Annotated in this window: 15 protein-coding genes; 8 read left to right on the top strand and 7 right to left on the bottom strand. The window is 46.3% G+C overall.

The features are described from left to right. Positions 1-94: 94 nt before the first annotated feature. Entirely contained in the window at positions 95-1,861 is a 1,767-nt protein-coding gene (locus NZD89_RS24965) for a helix-turn-helix domain-containing protein (protein ID WP_268005366.1), read from the bottom strand. Between the two features lie 1,257 nt (positions 1,862-3,118). On the opposite strand from NZD89_RS24965, the gene NZD89_RS24960 reads away from it, so the two are divergent. After that, the gene (locus NZD89_RS24960) at positions 3,119-4,597 is read left to right on the top strand and encodes a transposase (RefSeq protein WP_268004976.1); all 1,479 of its coding nucleotides are present in this window, start codon (positions 3,119-3,121) and stop codon (positions 4,595-4,597) included. Positions 4,598-6,074: 1,477 nt separating this feature from the next. Here the strand turns inward: NZD89_RS24960 and NZD89_RS29895 are convergent. Both NZD89_RS29895 and NZD89_RS24955 read right to left on the bottom strand, forming a co-directional pair. Beyond that, complete coding sequence (locus tag NZD89_RS29895; RefSeq protein WP_369125282.1) at positions 6,075-6,557, bottom strand: CBO0543 family protein; 483 nt, start codon at positions 6,555-6,557, stop codon at positions 6,075-6,077. Between the two features lie 334 nt (positions 6,558-6,891). Continuing rightward, positions 6,892-8,370, bottom strand: a complete 1,479-nt coding sequence (locus tag NZD89_RS24955) for a transposase (RefSeq protein WP_268004976.1) — start codon at positions 8,368-8,370, stop codon at positions 6,892-6,894. A gap of 620 nt (positions 8,371-8,990) precedes the next feature. Here NZD89_RS24955 and NZD89_RS24950 point away from each other — a divergent pair. From NZD89_RS24950 to NZD89_RS24935, 4 genes are all read left to right on the top strand, one after another. Beyond that, the gene (locus NZD89_RS24950) at positions 8,991-9,452 is read left to right on the top strand and encodes a hypothetical protein (protein WP_268005365.1); all 462 of its coding nucleotides are present in this window, start codon (positions 8,991-8,993) and stop codon (positions 9,450-9,452) included. Between the two features lie 152 nt (positions 9,453-9,604). Further along, entirely contained in the window at positions 9,605-9,982 is a 378-nt protein-coding gene (locus tag NZD89_RS24945; protein WP_268005364.1) for a hypothetical protein, read from the top strand. Between the two features lie 213 nt (positions 9,983-10,195). Further along, the gene (locus NZD89_RS24940) at positions 10,196-10,807 is read left to right on the top strand and encodes a tetratricopeptide repeat protein (protein WP_268005362.1); all 612 of its coding nucleotides are present in this window, start codon (positions 10,196-10,198) and stop codon (positions 10,805-10,807) included. Between the two features lie 617 nt (positions 10,808-11,424). Next, positions 11,425-11,964, top strand: a complete 540-nt coding sequence (locus tag NZD89_RS24935) for a GNAT family N-acetyltransferase (RefSeq protein ID WP_268005361.1) — start codon at positions 11,425-11,427, stop codon at positions 11,962-11,964. A 474-nt stretch (positions 11,965-12,438) separates the two neighbouring features. Here the strand turns inward: NZD89_RS24935 and istB are convergent, their stop codons facing one another. Then, positions 12,439-13,179, bottom strand: coding sequence for an IS21-like element helper ATPase IstB (gene istB, locus NZD89_RS24930; protein WP_268004193.1), 741 nt, complete (start codon positions 13,177-13,179; stop codon positions 12,439-12,441). Continuing rightward, the gene (gene istA, locus NZD89_RS24925) at positions 13,166-14,656 is read right to left on the bottom strand and encodes an IS21 family transposase (protein WP_268005360.1); all 1,491 of its coding nucleotides are present in this window, start codon (positions 14,654-14,656) and stop codon (positions 13,166-13,168) included. The genes istB and istA overlap by 14 nt, the downstream gene beginning before the upstream one ends. Positions 14,657-15,174: 518 nt before the next feature. Here istA and ltrA point away from each other — a divergent pair. Beyond that, entirely contained in the window at positions 15,175-16,980 is a 1,806-nt protein-coding gene (gene ltrA / locus NZD89_RS24920; protein ID WP_268005262.1) for a group II intron reverse transcriptase/maturase, read from the top strand. A 217-nt stretch (positions 16,981-17,197) separates the two neighbouring features. Here ltrA and NZD89_RS24915 read toward each other — a convergent pair whose 3' ends face one another. Both NZD89_RS24915 and NZD89_RS24910 read right to left on the bottom strand, forming a co-directional pair. After that, positions 17,198-17,650 (bottom strand): EVE domain-containing protein, encoded by a 453-nt coding sequence (locus NZD89_RS24915; RefSeq protein ID WP_268005359.1) that lies wholly within the window; start codon positions 17,648-17,650, stop codon positions 17,198-17,200. 13 nt (positions 17,651-17,663) lie between these two features. Then, positions 17,664-18,038: a VOC family protein gene (locus NZD89_RS24910; protein WP_268005358.1), complete on the bottom strand. Its 375-nt coding sequence runs from the start codon at positions 18,036-18,038 to the stop codon at positions 17,664-17,666. An 87-nt stretch (positions 18,039-18,125) separates the two neighbouring features. Between NZD89_RS24910 and NZD89_RS24905 the strand changes: the two genes are divergently transcribed. Next, positions 18,126-18,548 carry a MarR family winged helix-turn-helix transcriptional regulator gene (locus NZD89_RS24905; protein WP_268005357.1) on the top strand — a complete coding sequence of 141 codons (423 nt, stop codon included), beginning with the start codon at positions 18,126-18,128 and terminating at the stop codon, positions 18,546-18,548. A gap of 229 nt (positions 18,549-18,777) precedes the next feature. Next, positions 18,778-19,905 carry an IS110 family RNA-guided transposase gene (locus NZD89_RS24900; RefSeq protein WP_268005356.1) on the top strand — a complete coding sequence of 376 codons (1,128 nt, stop codon included), beginning with the start codon at positions 18,778-18,780 and terminating at the stop codon, positions 19,903-19,905. Positions 19,906-20,120: the final 215 nt, after the last annotated feature.

Raw genomic sequence — 20,120 nt, 5'->3', positions numbered from 1 at the left:
TGATTAAATAACCGATGTCCTTGCTTATTTGAGTGAGGGAGACTGGTATCTCAGAAGTTAAAGATTGTTCCGTATTTTTTGGATATCTGTATATTTAATGTTTTATAGTCTTTAACAATAAATGATCTTGTGATGATGACTCCTTTCTATATTCTAGGTATAAATGGGAAATCCGATGTGCTTTTTCGGGAAAATGCTTATAATAGTGTCTCGGGTTAACGTTATATATCGACGCAATTTTTTCAAGAGGCAGTGGAGCCTCATTCGATTCCAAATGATGTTCAAGTTGTGAGCGAAGTTTTTCAAGGTTTAATTGTCTCTGTTGGACAATATACGTTTTATACCGAGTCACAATCTGTTTACTTATATCCGGAAAATGATTTCGTAGATTGTTGCTGGATATTTCGAGCGATTGTGCTATATGCTCAAGTGGTATGGGGGAGGGTTTCTTTAAAGTGGACAATAACTCATACTCCATAGTTTCCTTTGAAATTTTTAATTTTCTACTGGCAGTCCCGAATTTTTTCTGTAGTGACTGATGCTTCTCAAGTGGATGACCTTTAATTAATTGTTCTTTCTTTTCTAAGTGCTGTTCACGATAGCGATTAACAATTTGTTTGCAAAGCTCTGGGAAATGGCCTTTTAGTGTCGTTGGATGTCTTCCTAGGTTGCGTGCTATTTCAGCCAAACATTTTGGTTCTTTGGATTCAAGTTCTAAAAGCAAAGTTTTATGGATTTCACTCTTACTTAAATTTACAGGTCGGTTAGCGGTTTTCTTTAGATATTCTGAGTCTGTTTTCTTTCGGGCCTCATCCAGAAGTTGGTTTGCGTTTGGTACATACTTTCGCAAGGTGGACCGGGCACAGCCTACACGTTTCGCAAGTTGTTCGATAGTTGACGGTATGTCTTTATCTGCTTTCAGAATATCAAGGAGTTTTTGTTGAATCTCTACGGGTCCGTACGCTGTACCGCTTCTCCGTCTTCGATTAGAGTCTCCTTTCTTCTTAGACAAGAACATTTGTTCTAAGGATATACGGAGATTGAACGATATTTTAAGCAGTATTTCTAATGATGGTCGGTCATGTCCGTTACAGAATTGGGACATACGAGTCGGGTGAATTCCCAGTTTTCGGGCGAACGCAAACATTTCCAGTTCGTCCGGGAGTACATCGTTAAGGCATACCCGTAGTTTATTATCAAAGGCCCAATCCTTATCAATTTGACTACTACCTTCCAGTAGCCCCATACAATTTTCATTTACCCAAGAAACCCACTCGTCATTCCTATTATCATTAATGTCGTTAGAGTAAACACTACTGGCGACACCAAGCCATTGTTCACAATACGGACATATGCCAGGTAACCCGTATTTACGAATCTGTTTGTGACAGTCTGGGTTTGGGCACATGTAATTTAATGGTTGCTTGTGTACAGGGCAATGGGAAACGACATTCAGCGACCATAATAATGGATCATAAATTGGTCGCTTCGTGTTCGCCCATTCTTGATAACATAATGGGCACCATACCCGAATTTTCTTAAATAAATCTTGCTGAGCTAGAATATGCATCATAGGGAGCATAGTGAGCCTACTGAGACCACTAACCATCGTCTCTGTTTCAGTCCGAGTAACCAAATCAGGAGTAATACTCCTGTTACCATTTAAAGTACATTGGCAGCTCTTTAACTCAAGATTCAGGTACTTAATTCCAAGCCTTCTAATGCTAACGAGATGTGCGTTGGCGAGTCGGCCAAGATAACTGGTCAGGCTCTCCACGTATCCTGTACCTAACGCGCTGGGCTCAAAATGGTATAGGTTTGACCGCTTTATTGTTATATGCTCAGAAATCTCGTTGGTCACTCTTGATACCTCCCCGATAACCATTGAATTACCACTTGGTATACATCACATCTTCTCGCATAATCAGACAGCAAGCAGTAAGAACTTTTGTAATATGCCGTGTATATTTGTCGATAAACGTCGACGTAGGTGAAAAACGTTGTGCTGAGCCACTGCGGGCGCCACATGAAATTTTCAACGGCGACTAGTTAGGATGGGGCTTCGGTGTTCTGGAATCTGCAATGGCGGTGCGTTTCCATCAGGTTCTACTGCGAAGATACATGCGTGAATACCAACTTTTAATGGGAAAGCAATCGACACGATATTTGGAAGTTGGCAGTGGGATAAAAATATGTATGAAAGATTTGGATAAACAGTGGGTTAGAAGCTTGCGGGTGTCTGGGGAGCAGTGAAAGTGTTGTTCTGAATTGGAGAGACCTTACCTCGTAACTATGGACATTTTGCGTTAAACCCGAAGAGTAAAGTGGTAAGTGGCGGTGAGGGAGTCAGAGGGTCCATGTATTGGTGAAGAAGGACAGCACAACCTCGCTGAGGTAGGCGCCTTAGACAAGTGGGGAGTTCAATGAACCAAGTGTTCGAACTGCGAGGGTCAATTTGGTAATGCCTTTAAAAATGTCTTCAGTTAATCCCGTTAACCGAAGAACGTATTACCCAGTGGAATTTCAATTATTGACCGCCAGAGGCGATTTCGTTGATCTGTCGAATGGTGAACTCCTTGCATCAATCATCAAAATGTGGTCCTCTATCTAGTCTTGATTTATGATACGGTTCACCAAGTCCAATCCGACGATTGGTGAGAGATCGGTAAAGATATGACTCACATTGTTGCAATGCCTTGTGGAGTGATTTCGACGCGTCCTAAGATTGCGCTCAAACTACCTCGACTCAATGCCTACCGAAAACTCAAACAGAATCGCTATTCGATTAACCTGCCCGAGAGTTCAACAAGAATCATTGGATTCAAGTACATATTCATACGGTTGGTTAATCAACCGATTGTTCAGATTTTGCCCCTTTCAATACAATAGCCTCTCGGCATTCGGTTTTCGCTGACTCCTCAATGGTTCTGTCCTTCAGGAAGTGTGCATTTGCCCCCATGTTCGTCTAGTCCACTTGACAAATTAAAATTGGAAATGCGGCGCCGTTGTGCGAAGAAAACATGGTGTTTACACCAAAAATACTTGACTTTTCAAAATCACCCCAACAATCCCCGAGAAGAGCTTTTCCGCTCTATCTCATCGGAATTGGGGTTGCGTTATGTTACCAATGATCAGGTCTCATGAGCAGTATCAATCGTTCGTTCAGCAACAACTTCGTATTCACTACACCAATGGGTCACTTCTGTTTGTCGCCAAAGACTGGTCCCTTGTGAAGAAGTTCTGGATTACTGACCTCTCTGACACGTTTAACTTACTGCGAGACACTTTCTCGTGTCGTGGTCCAAAATCCATTGACCCTGCCGACTTACTCCGTTCATACCTGCTCATGGTCCAGGTCGGAGAACCATCTATCACAGAATGGGTAAATCAATTGCGGCGCTGCCCGCTGTATGCCATCCTCAGCGGCTTTGAGTACGGTCAAACGCCAGGTGTCGGTACATTCTACGGCTTTTTCCACCGACTGTGGTCTCACGGTTCTGTAAACCTTTCACCCAAGCGCAGACTCAACCGAAAGAAGATCAAAGGTGGTAAGAAAGGACAAAAGGCACCAACCAAAGCGTACAGCAAAATCGCGAACCTAATGGCTCAGCTGCAGAAGCGTTCCAGCGCCAAAGCCCAACCTTTCGACGTTCTGCTCAGATTGTTTCAGCACCAATTTCTTGCTATCTCTGCAAAGTCGGGCTTGTTAGGTAACACCCATGCGCTGTCTATTGCCAGCGATGGAATGCCACTTCAAACAGCAGCCCAAGTTCGCAGTAAACGACTTTGCAACTGTCGAGAGCTCGGTATTGAGCCATGCAGGTGCTATCGTATCTACTCCCAACCCGACTGTGACATGGGCTGGGATAGTTATCGAAACAAATACTTCTTTGGCTATCATCTCTATACGTTTGTTGCTGCGGATAGTCCCTACGACCTGCCACTGTACCCTCGGCTTCAACGAGCGTCACGCCATGATGCGACCTCCTGGGTGGTCAGTACCCGCGAGTTCCTTGAACGCTTTCGTGAGTACACCTGGGACAAAGCCATTTTAGACGCGGCTCATGATGCATTGCCGATCTACGAATATCTTCATGCACGACAGATTAAGCCGTTCATTGATTTAAATCTACGGAGTACGGGAAGCAAGGGTGTTCGAAAGGATGACATCACGTTTTCCCCAGCTGGGGTTCCGTTCTGCAAGAAGGGGCTGGAGATGAAAGATCGTGGCTACGACTATACACGCGGACGCCGTAAATACTACTGCCCACTTGTTGTCAAAGGCGTGGTGACTTGTGATACGCCCTGTTCCGATTCACCTTACGGAAGATGCGTACACACCTATACCAAGCACAATCCTCGCTTGTTTCCACCCGTCGCCCGCAACAGCGACGAGTGGAACAATGTCTACAAACGCAGAACCACCTGCGAACGCAGCAACAAGCGAGTCAAAGAGGATTTTCTCCTCGAAGCTGCCAAGCACCGCAGTACCATGATGTGGACCGTCCGCATCTATGGCATCGCCATGTGCCAACACATGGACGCCTGGTACCAAGAGAGTAATCTCGACCCGAGATCGATGCTCTTGTCAGCTTAAGAATATCCCAATCATACCATCTTCAGTGATGACTTTTTTAAAACCGAATCGTCATCGCTCTGTTTGCTATACCCTTCTTCAAGAAACATGCATGATGCCGCATGGATTCTGCCGTTTTCCAGTTGATTACTGGGAGAATTCCTGGTTCATCCCACTTTTCTGTACTGCAATACCGAGAGTCTATTACAACAAGGAGTCCAAACGGACCCCTTGGCGCAAATAACTTCATTTTACAGTTGTGATACTGACAGGCTGTATTGTTTTTTTGATTTTTAGTCGTATTGGGTCGGCAAGTGCCTTTAACATATCTGCCAGTCGGTCAAAATCCATAAGATCGCCCTGGGTGTAGAACGTGAATATAGTTGGTATCTGGAGAATAAAGTCGGTAACCCGTGAATAAAGTTGGTAACCGGTAAATAAAGTCGGTAACAAGAAAGGCATCCGTCGAGACACGGATGCCTTTCTTGTTACGGCGAAGTTAGGAAGAATAAGGGAAGGGTTGTTGAATAGATATGCAGAACTTAGGAGTTGGGCTTATTGAACAAACGGGTTGCGACTTGCAAGTTGTCGATAATCATATGGCGAGAACCCATCCGGTCTGAACTGCGACCGCGAACCTACCGTGACGTGGGATGGTGGTAACGCCGTCTTTCGAAGCTCACGGGACAATGTAGCCGAGGTTGATAGGGATATTCGGTCCGGAGCTAGGTTGCAGATGCATGGTGAACGTAAGTGAACCCCTTATAAACCGCGTTATTCAAGACAAGCGAAATCCCCTGATACGCTTGAGCCAAAAGGCAAGTAGTCGGGATCAGTACTCCCGTTTTACTGATTCGCAGTTCCGAGCACTACCGCGGGAGTCGGGGCACCTAAACATCTGATTAAGGGGTTGTCGGCAAAACAAGGTAAGCCCCATGGGGTCTATCTAAATGTGGATAGTAAGCAAAGCGTAAGCGCAGCCGAATTCCCCAGGAGGTAAAAGAGCGGGCAAAAAGCGAATGCTGTCTTGTAATGAGGCGGATAGGGACCGTAGAAATACCATGTCCTGACGTGAAAGCGTGCAGACTTGCCCGAGGTGACCAAACTGGGAATCTTGTAGCACGAGGCGTATGAAGTGACCTGTTATGAACCCCTTTATCCGTCCAAGAGACGAGTCAACAGGTCACGCTCGAAAGAGAATGCGAGGAGTCGCACACCGCGTCACGGGTTACCAAGCGTACCAGCAAGGTGGCTTGAGCCGTGTGACTCGAAAGGGTCATGCACGGTTCTGAGGGGGCGAGGGCACCGCAAGGTGCCCAAGCTACCCGGTCAGTTTGGTCCCATAGCAACTAAATCAAGAATACATGTATAATTTTGGTCGTGGGTTTAAATTCGAATTCTCAGAACAAAACAACAATTTGGATGCGGGGTGTGCTGATCCAATCCATGTTCATCTTACTACCAGCAGTTGGCCATTCTGTTGGTGCCTTCCCACGAATCACTGCACAGGCACGTGATTTAGATATAACAACAAAATCGTAATGGGAATGGAAAGTATGTATGTGAGCATCGGTCTAGCTAAATGAAGCCTAACCATGGGAAAAGCGAGTATGTCGAACAAAGTAGACTTCAGCAGCGTCCAGCCATGAAAGTACGTAAAGACACCAAACCTTAACATTACCCATTCAAGAATAGAGTACAAAAGTACCCAAAACCCAATCCAGAGAACGGATTTCAATGGTTCTTTGGGATAACGACCAAGATAGATTAGTGTCGTGCAAATGAAAATGACAAGCTCAATTAGGAGTGCTACGGTTCGAGTTGAAACAATCCCTTTTGGCTCAAGCCTCCAAAGAGGGTAATGACAGGTTAAGTAAAAGTACAGCACATCACAAAAGCATAAATAGAAAATGGTTGTATGATATCGCCGCCAATTTCTCCAATCTCCCCAACGCCACGCTGCGAAAATCCAACCAGCCATCGCCAGAATATAAATCATGGGTTATACCACAGTCGCATACTTTTCACACCCTCACAAAATGAACAAGCACCATTACAGTCCCCAATTTTAAATAAAAAATTCAAATTTATGGAATACTCGCCATGGAGTTTCACCGATTGTGATATTGATATAGACTCTCGGTATTGCAGTACAGAAAAGTGGGATGAACCAGGAATTCTCCCAGTAATCAACTGGAAAACGGCAGAATCCATGCGGCATCATGCATGTTTCTTGAAGAAGGGTATAGCAAACAGAGCGATGACGATTCGGTTTTAAAAAAGTCATCACTGAAGATGGTATGATTGGGATATTCTTAAGCTGACAAGAGCATCGATCTCGGGTCGAGATTACTCTCTTGGTACCAGGCGTCCATGTGTTGGCACATGGCGATGCCATAGATGCGGACGGTCCACATCATGGTACTGCGGTGCTTGGCAGCTTCGAGGAGAAAATCCTCTTTGACTCGCTTGTTGCTGCGTTCGCAGGTGGTTCTGCGTTTGTAGACATTGTTCCACTCGTCGCTGTTGCGGGCGACGGGTGGAAACAAGCGAGGATTGTGCTTGGTATAGGTGTGTACGCATCTTCCGTAAGGTGAATCGGAACAGGGCGTATCACAAGTCACCACGCCTTTGACAACAAGTGGGCAGTAGTATTTACGGCGTCCGCGTGTATAGTCGTAGCCACGATCTTTCATCTCCAGCCCCTTCTTGCAGAACGGAACCCCAGCTGGGGAAAACGTGATGTCATCCTTTCGAACACCCTTGCTTCCCGTACTCCGTAGATTTAAATCAATGAACGGCTTAATCTGTCGTGCATGAAGATATTCGTAGATCGGCAATGCATCATGAGCCGCGTCTAAAATGGCTTTGTCCCAGGTGTACTCACGAAAGCGTTCAAGGAACTCGCGGGTACTGACCACCCAGGAGGTCGCATCATGGCGTGACGCTCGTTGAAGCCGAGGGTACAGTGGCAGGTCGTAGGGACTATCCGCAGCAACAAACGTATAGAGATGATAGCCAAAGAAGTATTTGTTTCGATAACTATCCCAGCCCATGTCACAGTCGGGTTGGGAGTAGATACGATAGCACCTGCATGGCTCAATACCGAGCTCTCGACAGTTGCAAAGTCGTTTACTGCGAACTTGGGCTGCTGTTTGAAGTGGCATTCCATCGCTGGCAATAGACAGCGCATGGGTGTTACCTAACAAGCCCGACTTTGCAGAGATAGCAAGAAATTGGTGCTGAAACAATCTGAGCAGAACGTCGAAAGGTTGGGCTTTGGCGCTGGAACGCTTCTGCAGCTGAGCCATTAGGTTCGCGATTTTGCTGTACGCTTTGGTTGGTGCCTTTTGTCCTTTCTTACCACCTTTGATCTTCTTTCGGTTGAGTCTGCGCTTGGGTGAAAGGTTTACAGAACCGTGAGACCACAGTCGGTGGAAAAAGCCGTAGAATGTACCGACACCTGGCGTTTGACCGTACTCAAAGCCGCTGAGGATGGCATACAGCGGGCAGCGCCGTAATTGATTTACCCATTCTGTGATAGATGGTTCTCCGACCTGGACCATGAGCAGGTATGAACGGAGTAAGTCGGCAGGGTCAATGGATTTTGGACCACGACACGAGAAAGTGTCTCGCAGTAAGTTAAACGTGTCAGAGAGGTCAGTAATCCAGAACTTCTTCACAAGGGACCAGTCTTTGGCGACAAACAGAAGTGACCCATTGGTGTAGTGAATACGAAGTTGTTGCTGAACGAACGATTGATACTGCTCATGAGACCTGATCATTGGTAACATAACGCAACCCCAATTCCGATGAGATAGAGCGGAAAAGCTCTTCTCGGGGATTGTTGGGGTGATTTTGAAAAGTCAAGTATTTTTGGTGTAAACACCATGTTTTCTTCGCACAACGGCGCCGCATTTCCAATTTTAATTTGTCAAGTGGACTAGACGAACATGGGGGCAAATGCACACTTCCTGAAGGACAGAACCATTGAGGAGTCAGCGAAAACCGAATGCCGAGAGGCTATTGATCAAACGGGGGCTTATACGATAGATGGCATCGGCTCCCTTCTTCAGCTATCGGGCAGATACCCACGCCCCAATGCGGTAACACTTCTGCCACTCTGAAGCAGACATAAATAACACAGCAATGCAGTCATCGATTGGAAATCTTGGGACACCTTACTTGTATAAGTGAGGTGTTCGAGAATGCGATTCAATCGGGTCTTTTTGAAGATATCACTCGCTGGGGTGCTGGTATTGTCAGCTACGGCAATTAACCGTGGAAAGGATTAGCTGCCACAGTCCCATCTCCAGCCCCATCGCAAGCAACTACATATGTGCATGCTGGGATATACCGATACCTTGCAGCAGTTTATAGCCGCAGACATAAACAAGTGGATGATGTCCAAGTTGTGCGTTGGTGCGACAGTGACCATGTAATTTTCACTTATACCCTTGACCAAAAGCCCAGTTACGGTCTCGCAAGTATTTCTGAACCAGCCAACGACGCAAAATCTGTACATGTGGAAGTAACAGTTCCGCTTGTTCACGACCAAAAACTTACTTGTATCATGGGGTGGGATGAACACAAAACACGGTTACTTGGCGTTGTCAACGGTCAATCCATTGTCCAAATACGAGTCAAGCTAGGGTGGGTTACTCTTTATCAGCAGCCTGTAGACAGCCGTTTTTATCTGATTGACATGCCCTATGCATTCAAGGACATGATTGATTACCAATACATGTATGTACAAGGTGTCGACAACAATGGACGAGTGGTCGCAGATACCAAGCAGACAAATCTGAAATATGACAATCTATTCCTTCGCTCAAGGGCCATATTACACGGGTTGCTGGCTAGGGCACATCACTAAGGATAGAATATGATCAACCAAAATTCACCTAATGGGCAGGCTAGTCCCACATCAATAGTAGCGAAAAGTTGAGGATTTTTGGTCATGATTTGTTCAAGTGTTTATTATTGTTATTAATTAGAAGTAAGACAAGTCAATGGGCGGTGTTGTGAATGAAGCGCAAACTTATCATTGCATTGTTCGGGTTACTCGTCGGCATCACCTTGTTTTATATGCCCCCTCAACTAAGGCTGCTGCCATTTTCACAATCCGAAAGACTGATTGTTTTGGCTATTTGTGTGGCTCTTGTGACATGTTGGACTGCTTTATTAACGAAGACTACTGGAAGAGCAGTGAACGCAAGCATATTGTTTTCAGTTATGAGTTGTATTGGCTATCAAGTCGTGGTGCCTTTATACAGGTTTAGAGTGGGAATGACGTTTCGTCTTGTTAGTTGGGATAGATTTTTACCCGAAGTGTGTATTTCCATCCTTGCCGCAGGTGCGTTGGGATTCGTTTTGGGCAAAGCCACTTTGAAACTCAAAGCGTGAGATATGTCGTCAGCCTGATGCATACATACGACACTGTCTTATTGAACCATCGGGGGCGAATTCGAAGAAGGGCTTGGACTGTCCAATACATAAATATACAGTATTGGTTGTGAACTGTTACTGAGTTAGCGGGCAGAAGTGTGAAATAGCGCTTGTACTATAATGATTTACAGATTATTGGAATTGTCCGTCGGGAATTTCGGAATGGAGGCGATGAAGATTTCTCAGTTTTCACTACCCAAATTCACAATCGTTCCGTTGTCTTTATTAGCTATTGTGACTTTAAGTGGGTGTGCAAAATCCCCACAAGATTTGAATGTGGTAACCCATAACGCTTCAAATACACTGGAACCTCCTTCCACATCAACTGCGTCAGATGAAATCTTTAGCATAATGCACATTCCAAAAGCGGTATTACAGGAATATCAGAAAAAGGCGGTCAAAGAGCCCAATAACTATCAAGCTCAGATTAAGGCGGCAATCAGCTACCATGAGCAAGGAAACGATGAACAAGCCATTGCTTATTATAAAAAGGCTATACAAATTAACCCAGAATCAGGCGAGGCGTATAACAATATCGGAAACATTTATTTTCGTGATAAGCATGAACCTCAAATTTCCATTCCCTATTACGAAAAAGCAACCAAGGTACAACCAGGTTACGGGTATGGATGGCTAAATTTGGTTATTGCTCAAAAACAGGTTGGTAATGTGTCGGATGCAATATCAGCGATTCAGAACGGGCTAAAAAAGGTAAGCAATCAATCGGGAACGGTTTACCAGATGCTCAAGACATATGAAATGCGGCTTCAGGCATCAAGTTAGGCGTGAGCGAGTTCCGAGAATTTTAATTTAAAGGAGTGATAGTATTTGTGAAGAGTATAAAAAGTAACTTTATCGCTTTATTCGCTCATCTTTGTATAGCGGCCACTTTGAGTTTTGTTGTATATTTAGAGAATTTCCAACAGTTAATCCGCAACAATTTCGTGACGGATTTAATTGTCTTAACCACGATTGTCGGTCTTCTGATGTACATCCTAATTGGATATGGTCAACTTCATATTCAACGCTCATTACTGCGGGATTTGTATCAGTCATTAGTCCTGGTATATTTGGATTAGCAATAGCAACAGCAATACTCATTGAGTTTCACCGTGTCCCTTTTGAAAAAAATTGAACATCTATTGTGGACGTTAGGCTGGAATTTCTCTGATGTTATGGGTATTACGTGGGAGATGCGGAGTTTAAATAATTGGACGGTAAAGGGTCAGATAATTTTGTTTTCTGTTGCTTCGTTTATCCCTTCGCTCCTCATATGGTTCGGAATGTTGCTTAAACGAATAAGACTCTTGGACTAACGTGGGCTTATGCGACAGATCATGCATGAGTCCTTATTGCATTGAAATGGGCAGTTTAACGACAAAACATTGGAGGTGTTGTCATTGGGCAGTAGTTGGACGATTCGAAAGGCGGTTCTAGAAGACGCCATGGGTGTTGCGAAAGTTCACGTTGACAGTTGGAGAACCACGTACAGCGGAATCGTAAACGACGAGTTTTTAGCGAGTCTATCCTATGAAAAATGTGAAGAACGATTGCGAAACCGTATTGCAAAAAATTCTAATGAATACGCCATGTTCGTTGCCGAAGATGAGGAAGGACAGATTATTGGTTTTGCAGATGGAGGCAGAGAACGTTCTGGAGACTCTACATACGACGGGGAATTGTATGCAATTTATTTGCTAAAGGAGCATCAACGGAAGGGAGTTGGCAAACTACTTTTCCGTCACGTTGTGTCGCATCTTGCCTCTAGCCACTTTCATACAATGCTGATATGGGTATTAAACGATAACCCATCGCGTTATTTTTATGAATCTATGGGCGGGCGGTTAGTACGCGAGCAAAGTATTCAAATTGGAGAACAACAGCTACAGGAGTCTGCTTATGGATGGCGTAACCTCATGTCGCTTCGAGAACAGTTGTGAACCAATTGCGAAGTTTCATACTGTCGTTATCGGGGGTATAAATCCCATAAGTTCTGTTGCTTGAAGTTGCATGAACATGCAGCGATTGAGGATCGGGCGTTGTTGTACTATTGGGCAGATTAGTTCAGTGCGCCATGAGGCGCTATGTATTGAAGCCGCAACAGTGCGGTTGGCGGGTACCTCATCCCGCCAAGGCTAGGATGGCATGCGTTGGGTTTGAGCAAGCCCAGGGTGTGAAGCCCATCTAACAATGTACCCGTGAGGGAGAATCGACCTCCCAAGATGCGGGGCTAGCCTCGAAGAACTGCTATGGTCAGCGAAAGCGAAGCCATGTTGTGTTTTGTCAAGAAGATTTCCCTGGTTTTATCATCACTTTTTCCTTGGTGTAATCATCGATTTTTCCCTGGTGTGATCAACTAAAATCCCCTGGTATTATCACGAGAATTCCCTGGTGTATTTCCAGTTCTGTTTGGGTCATTTTTGCCGCATCAATGCGTGTTTTAGTCGGTAGCTTTCTCCCTCAAACACAACAAGTTGTCCATGGTGCGCCAGACGGTCAATCATTGCAGCAGCCATCTGGTCATCCGTGAAAATACCGCCCCATTTGGAGAACTCCAGATTCGTGGTGATCACCAAACTTCGTCTCTCGTAACTAGCTGCAACCACTTGAAATAATAGCTGCGCCTCTTCACGGTCCATCGGAAGGTAACCCCACTCATCAATGACCACAAGCTGAGCCTTTTCTAGTTCCTTCATTATGCGTTCTAAAGATCCAGCGCGTTTGCTCTCGCTCAGTCGTGTCACCAGGGATGCTGCGGTGAAAAACCTCGTAACAATTCCCATCTCACACGCTTTCGTTCCTAAGGCAATGGCAAGGTGTGTCTTACCAGTGCCGACAGGACCATACAGAACGAGGTTCTTTTTCTCCTGGACAAACTGACACGAAGTCAGTTCATCCAGGGACAAGGTAGAGGGCAGGCGAAGTGAACTGAATTCGTACCCCTCCAGCGTTTTTCGTACAGGGAACGCAGCTCGTTGAAATAAACGAATTCTCCGCTGACGCTCGCGGTGCTCCAATTCCTCCCGGAACACCTTATGTAGAAACTCCTCCTGTCTTGGCGTAGCTTCTAAATCGCATAACCGTACCGCATTCTGACTCAGGATTAATTGTCGGCAGTATTGTGAGATTTCTAGTCGTATCTCACTGCGGTCCATGCACTTCACCTCCGAATGCGGGTAGTAAAACATCATACTGGCTCATGTCGGGTCCAGGCTCCCCTGGCGTATCCAGACCGTAGTGAGCAATCCGAGCCGCAACAACTGCTGCATTGACCTCAATGCCTTGTGTGCGTTTGCGAACAATTGCTTCCTGTATCGAAGTCACCGCAACGTCCAAGCCATATTGGTTAGACAAATCCTTCATGAGGCGTAACGCTTGCCGTAACCCACTCTTGTCCTGCTCATCCATGTAATCACGAACCTCGTAGGACATTTGGCTACGCATCAGGCTGTTTCGCCATGCTCCTGGTTTTACAATCAATTGATCTAGCATCGTTAACCAGTCGACTGTGTCTGTCCGCTCTGTACCGAACTCCCTTTCGTGGCGAGAGATAACGTCACCCGCTTCATCAAGTGGTTCAATGAAATGTGCGCCGATCCGGACAATAATCTCCCGGTCTGCATACAGCGGCGAGGAAGAATAAGTGTGCTTGCCATCAAGTATGAACTTGCCATAGCCGTTGGTCTTTACATGCCCATATCGGCAAGATTCAAACGGCGCGTTTGGGAGTGCTCGCATGGCTTCCTTGTCCTTCTCAAACAACTCGCAGATAGGTACTCCTTTCTTGTAGTGCTCGCGGCTATTATCCAAATCGCATAGTTCGAATAATTCAGTGTTCCACTCATGCAATGACACTTTGGATGGTAGGGGAACCATGTAATTTCTCCGAGCGTAACCAACCTTGTTCTCCACATTTCCTTTTTCATGACCGCTATTCGGATTGCAGAATGTAATCTCAAATCCGAAATGGGCTTGGAATCGCTTAAACAACTGTGTAAGGCGAACTAGCTCTCCAATTCGCCTGCCGGCTGCTGTGGCATTGTCAATCACAAGTCGTGACGGAACACCCTCAATATGATAAAAGACGTCCATTAATCCTTGGCATAAGCATTCAGCAGTTTCACCGAGAAAGCACTGAACAAATCCTGCATTGCTATGCGGGAAAGATACCACCAGATACTTCGTAACGCGTCGCACGCCGTTTACAATCACATCACATTCACCAAAATCAGCCTGAGCCTCTCCAGGATGCCACTGAAGTTCAAGATAGCCCTTCTTACTAAGGTGCTGGCGTTGACGAAATGCGGTCACGTATCGGTTCACGGTCGGGTACGAACAGTTGAACTCCGGAAACTTTTTCACGAGTCGGTCATATACTCGCTTCCCCGTATGACGTTGCTTGTACCGATTTTTAGCATCTTGAAGAAGCCATGCATCAATGGTTGGTTTGTAGGGATCCAACTTGGATGGCTTAGACACTGGCACAGGCAGCCTTGGGGAGAAGTCCTCCTGCTTCATGTATTTCCGAACGGTCTTGGGATCTAGCCCCAATTCCTTTGCAATCTGATACGCTCCTTTCTCTTGGAGTTGCAGTTCCTTGATCCGGTGAATCTGCTCCATACTCATCGTCATCCTTTCTCCTCCTCGCATTTCTACAAAGAGGATTGTAAGAAGCAAATGACACAATTAGGAGAGATACACCAGGGAAATTTCCAGATCAGATCAGGGATTTCCTGATGACATCAGCAAGGATTTCTTAATGATTAGATCAGGGAATTTCTGATGATCGAAACCTCCATTTTTATTTGACCATACACACCATGTCTGAAGCGTGGTCAACTGCAACACTCGAAATCGTCGGATGATACGAGTGGTTGGAATGAGCGTGGCACCCTTGAACTTGGTGTCCCGACCCGGACTCTCCGGTGGTCAGGGTCAGTATAGAGGTGCAACTCCCTGAATCTTCCCCGCGTATAGTGGCGACCTAAGGCAGCGAGACAACGCATAGCGAACATGGGAACCGTTACATTCGTCCCAAACAGGATGGACAGCTACGTTGAAGTGAATGCAACGGGACGGAGGAATCGTAGTAGTCCGAGATGGATAATGACCATTACATGGCGAAGGGTTCCAGTTTGAAGTAGGTGCGCGTGAGTAAAGTAGGGCTCCCCCATAAGGGAGTGATTGCGATTTCTACCATCACTCAATCCTCCGCACAGGAGAGAAAGAGATTCGAAACACAAGCGCGCCTTGCACGCAGGTCTTTGGCACAACGACCATTCTCAAGACTGCATCACTTACTGAGATGGAATGTCTGGATTGATCTCTCCATTGCGAGAGTACTGAGAAACTCGGGTGCACAAACAGCCGGCGTAGACCACAAGACAAAATGGGATTATGCCACACAAGAGGCTTGGCAAAAGCTTCGGGAAGATGTGAAACAAGCACTCCGACTGTACGCATCGAGTCCAGTCCGGAGGGTGTACATCCCGAAGAGCCACAAGCCGCATGAAAAGAGGCCGCTTGGCATTCCAACCATTGTCGATCGCGTGGCCCAAGATGTTGTCCGCAGCATTCTAGAGCCGATTTACGAAGGCAAACAGCACCCACACAGTTATGGGTTCCGACCATACCGTTGCACCCACCATGCCATTGAACGCATTCGCTTTCTCATCGGTCGGCACCGCTACTGCTGGGTGATTGAACTCGACATTAAAGGATTCTTCGACAACGTAGACCATGAAATCCTGCTAAGTATCTTACGACGGAACGTTCACGACCGCCGTCTGATACGGGTCATCCGCAACATGCTCAAAGCAGGCCTCGTCTACGAGGGAGAATTTGAAGAGACAGAGCTCGGCACACCGCAGGGCGGCATTGTGAGCCCGTTGCTTGGGAATGTGTATCTGAATGAACTGGACGAATTCATTGCAAACAAATACGAATACCTGTCGCCTCGCGAACGACGAAAAGCGCAAATTCCCTGCTACATCGTGAGATACGCAGACGATGCAGTGATTCTCTGCAGGAGCAAAGAACACGCCGAGATACTGAAAGAAGAAGTTGCTCAGTTCTTAAATGAAAAACTTCGGCTTCAGCTGTCTGCAGAAAAGACACTGATAACTCATGCAGATGCCGGTCTTGATTTCCTCGGATTCAACATCCGACGATGGAAACGGCAGGGGCAAGAGCGAGTACTCGTTAAACCGAGCCGTAAGTCAATTCAGCGATTCAAGCGAATGATGGCCAAAGATTCGCGGGCATTCTGGATGGCCCCAGGTCCGGCAGTTGTCGCCACGTTGAACCGAAAAATCCGAGGCTTCGCGGAGTACTTCCGACGAGGGAATTCAAAAGATACCTTTCTGACCCTCGACTCTTATCTGTGGTGGTTAGTGTTCCAACGACTCAAACAAAGAACAAGAGAGCCGCCGGGCGTTGTGGCTAGACGGAACCAACACCGCTACAACGAAGCCGCCAACCTTCCATACCACAGAAAATCCACAGCGAAACACTTTGGGTTCAAGGACAGCGATGGAAATGTACACATGCTCGATAAGTTTGGGTTCTACAAGATAGAGTATCCGGATAAATGCTCTCAAAGGAATCCATATGTTTCTGAAGACCGAGAATGGCTTGATGGGAACCGTAAACTTCGAGCAACGATGAAAGTCCAGCGAGCCAGATACATAGCGAGATTGTACGGACTACCGGAAAATTGGGTGTATTACCGGCAATCTGTGATGAATCGGCAGAATGAGCGATGCGCGGTGTGTGCTTGTAAACTGACGGCACGCAACGTATACGTTGATTATTGGCCCGGAATTGCAGGAGATGTGTGGGGTAATAAGGAATCCATACCAGACTACTTCGTAGCCTTATGTCTGCCCTGCCATAGGCGACAACAGCGGCGGCGAAACAGAATTGTCACGGGTCAGACCGAACCATGTGCAACCTAAGACTACTTCAAATGGAGAGCCGGATGCGTTTAAAGATGCAAGTCCGGTTCGGGGAAGGGCTCGGGCGTCCAACTGCCTCTTCGCGGAGGTGGGTCGGCCCGGGCCTATTCTGCATAAGACGGTAGTGTGATGGTTTATGAGATGAAAGATGAAACGTGTTCAAGTGTAAGAGTTCGGAGTTCCTGACAACGTCTTGTTGCCACGTGTTTGTGGCTATTTATAAACGTATTGCGTCACCGACTACCATAGCATCCGAGATCAGTTGAAAATCATCCTTATCAATCTCAAAGTGCCCTCTTCTGAATAGCAATCCAAGCCGGGGATTCTCCTTGCAAAAATGAAGTCTCTCTTTGAGCAGGCACAGTTTCACATTCCGAGTTTGGACATAGTCCACATTTATACGGTTTGGTATAAATCCAGGACTTATTTCAACTTGGTATACAATGCCGTCCTTCACACGGGCTATCGCGGTAAATGATTGAAGGGGCGCACCTTCGGGATAGATCGTTTTAGGGGAATAATACACGAGCCAATCCCCACCCTTCATGCGTGATAATGGAACACGTTTTCCGTGGCATACTTGTGCAAATCCTGCCTGCTCGGCAGCTCGTACATGATTTTCAGATACCACGCCTACCCAATACCTAACGATGTCGTCATCCTTATTCACGATGACCACCCCTTTACGCTTGTTTGTTATTTTCGTGCATGGTTAGTACGTAACCATCGGGATCCTCAAAGGAAAAGGTTCGTCCGAAGGGACCATCAAACGGCTGCTGTGTTATTTTGATCCCGTTCCTCTCAAGTGTGTCGTGAAGCTCATCGGCATGGACACAGGAGAACCAGAGTACAGTACCCCATCCTCGGTGAGTCGTTGCGTTTAAATCGATTAACGGTGTCCTAATCGCAAATGGAATGGGTTCAGACTTAAAGAGAATTGCCCCCGGAGGACATTGCGGTGCCTCTTCAAAGCCCAAAAGTTCTGTGTAAAATATTCTTGATTTCTCGAGGTCTTTAACCTGCAAAGCAACAAAGTCAGGACCTATTACATGTGCCATTTACCGTGTCTCCTTCGTGACAAAGTATCAGTATGATGATACAGTATCAGTATACTGATACTAATTCAAGTGTTTGGAGTGGAAATTTTGGACGACCGGATCGGCTACTTATTAAAACGTGTACAACATTCGCTCCGATTAAACATGGATCATGAACTTCGCGAGTTTGGAATCACTTCGCCTCAATATGCTGCTTTATGCGCGATTGAACAGAAACCTGGACTGTCGGGGAATAGGATGGCAAAATGGTGCTTTGTAACTCCCCAAACGATGCATTCCATTGTAAATAAGCTGGAAACAGCAGGACTAATCGCACGAAGTATCAATGATGAAAACAGTTCAGCCTTAAGCATTTATTTAACTGAATCAGGCGTCACGACTCTAAAGAAGTCCCATCAAGTTGTCTCCAATATCGAAAACAAATTATTGTCGAATCTAAACGCAGATGACATTGAAACATTGCGGATACTATTATCTAAGTGTGCGACTTCTTTGGATGAGGATGATTGATAGTTTGACATGACTCCCAACGAAATTCCAGTATTTACAACACTGACATAAACGGTGGCGAATTTCTGAAAAGGACTCGGACATACCGATACATAAATATACATTATTGGTTTGGTACTGTTAACTGCGCTAGTCATAATGAACGACACCGGCTCCGTTTCGTACACTCTTGGATTACACTGAATCTTGAGAAACCAGTGCAGAGCCATATACGAAGGGAGCCGTTACTATGAAGACTATCACAACGTTTGTAGGTTTGGATGTATCGAAAGAGAAAATTGCGGTTGCAGTGGCTGAGGAAGGAAGACAGGAGCCACGATTTGTCGGAATGATTCCGAACACGGTAGAAGCGATCCGGAATCTGGTTCGTCAATTACAGACCGAGGATGCTCACTTGGAATTCTGCTATGAAGCGGGTCCAACGGGGTACGGGTTGTACCGTTTGTTACGGGCAATGGAGTTGTCCTGCACAGTTATCGCACCTTCTCTTATACCGACTAAACAAGGCGATAGGGTAAAAACGGACAAGCGTGACGCCTTACGGTTGGCGAAGCTATTCCGGGCCGGAGAGTTACCGCCTGTGTTTGTACCGAATGAAGAGAATGAGGCATTACGGGACTTGGTACGAGCTCGGGAGGATGCGATTGAAGACAGACTCAGGGCAAGGCACCAATTGTCAAAGTTTCTGCTAAGACACGATCGACGACCGCAAACAAAGCTTCGAGCTTGGGGAAAGATGCATGAGCGATGGTTAGATGGACTGAGTTGGACGGATCGCCGGGAGCAAATCGTGTTCCAGGAGTATCGCCATCACTTACAGGAAATCGAGGGGCGAATCAGTCGTTTAGAGGCTGCCATTCATTTGGAAGCAACTGAAAGTGAGCGTGCTCCGGTTATTCAGGCACTGCAAACTCTGCGTGGTGTGGCTGAAGTTGTAGCCACTTCGTTGGTTGCTGAGGTTGGAGAGTTTAAGCGATTCCGCAATCCAAAGCAGTTAATGGCGTATGCAGGCTTGGTACCAAGAGAGTATTCAAGTGGATCATCCAGGTGGCAGGGTGGGATCACAAAGACGGGGAATTCACACTTGCGCCGAGTGCTTGGAGAGGCTTCCTGGTGCTATAGATATAAGCCAGCAGTCAAGAGAGCGATTAAGAAGCGCCAGGAGGGACAAAGTCCGAAGGTGCAGGACATCGCTTGGCGGGCACAGGATAGGTTACATCGAAAGTATACGAGAATGGTGTCTAGAGGAAAGCATCACAATGTGGCAGTGACATCGGTATCCAGAGAATTACTTGGATTTATCTGGGCCATTGCATGTGAGGTAGAGAATGAAATGGAAGTATCGAGGAAGGCCTAGGTATTTATGGAACACGATAATGGCATAAATCATGAAAAGGTTAAAGGTTAGGCCTGAAGGCAGAGGAATCCGGTACAGGGAAACCTCGTTGCCCGTTTGTGCAAGGTCTATTACCTGACGCACGTGACTAGTCCGAGGCAGCCCTTTGACGGAGGTACGAAATGCGGTAACCAACCCGCGCATATCAGTGTGCCAACCGTCGACGAACCTTGCCT

Origin of the sequence: Alicyclobacillus fastidiosus, from assembly GCF_026651875.1 — a bacterium.
Lineage (GTDB): Bacteria > Bacillota > Bacilli > Alicyclobacillales > Alicyclobacillaceae > Alicyclobacillus > Alicyclobacillus fastidiosus.
The sequence above is the reverse complement of the archived record's forward strand: the minus strand, read 5'-3'. Positions and strand labels throughout refer to the sequence as shown.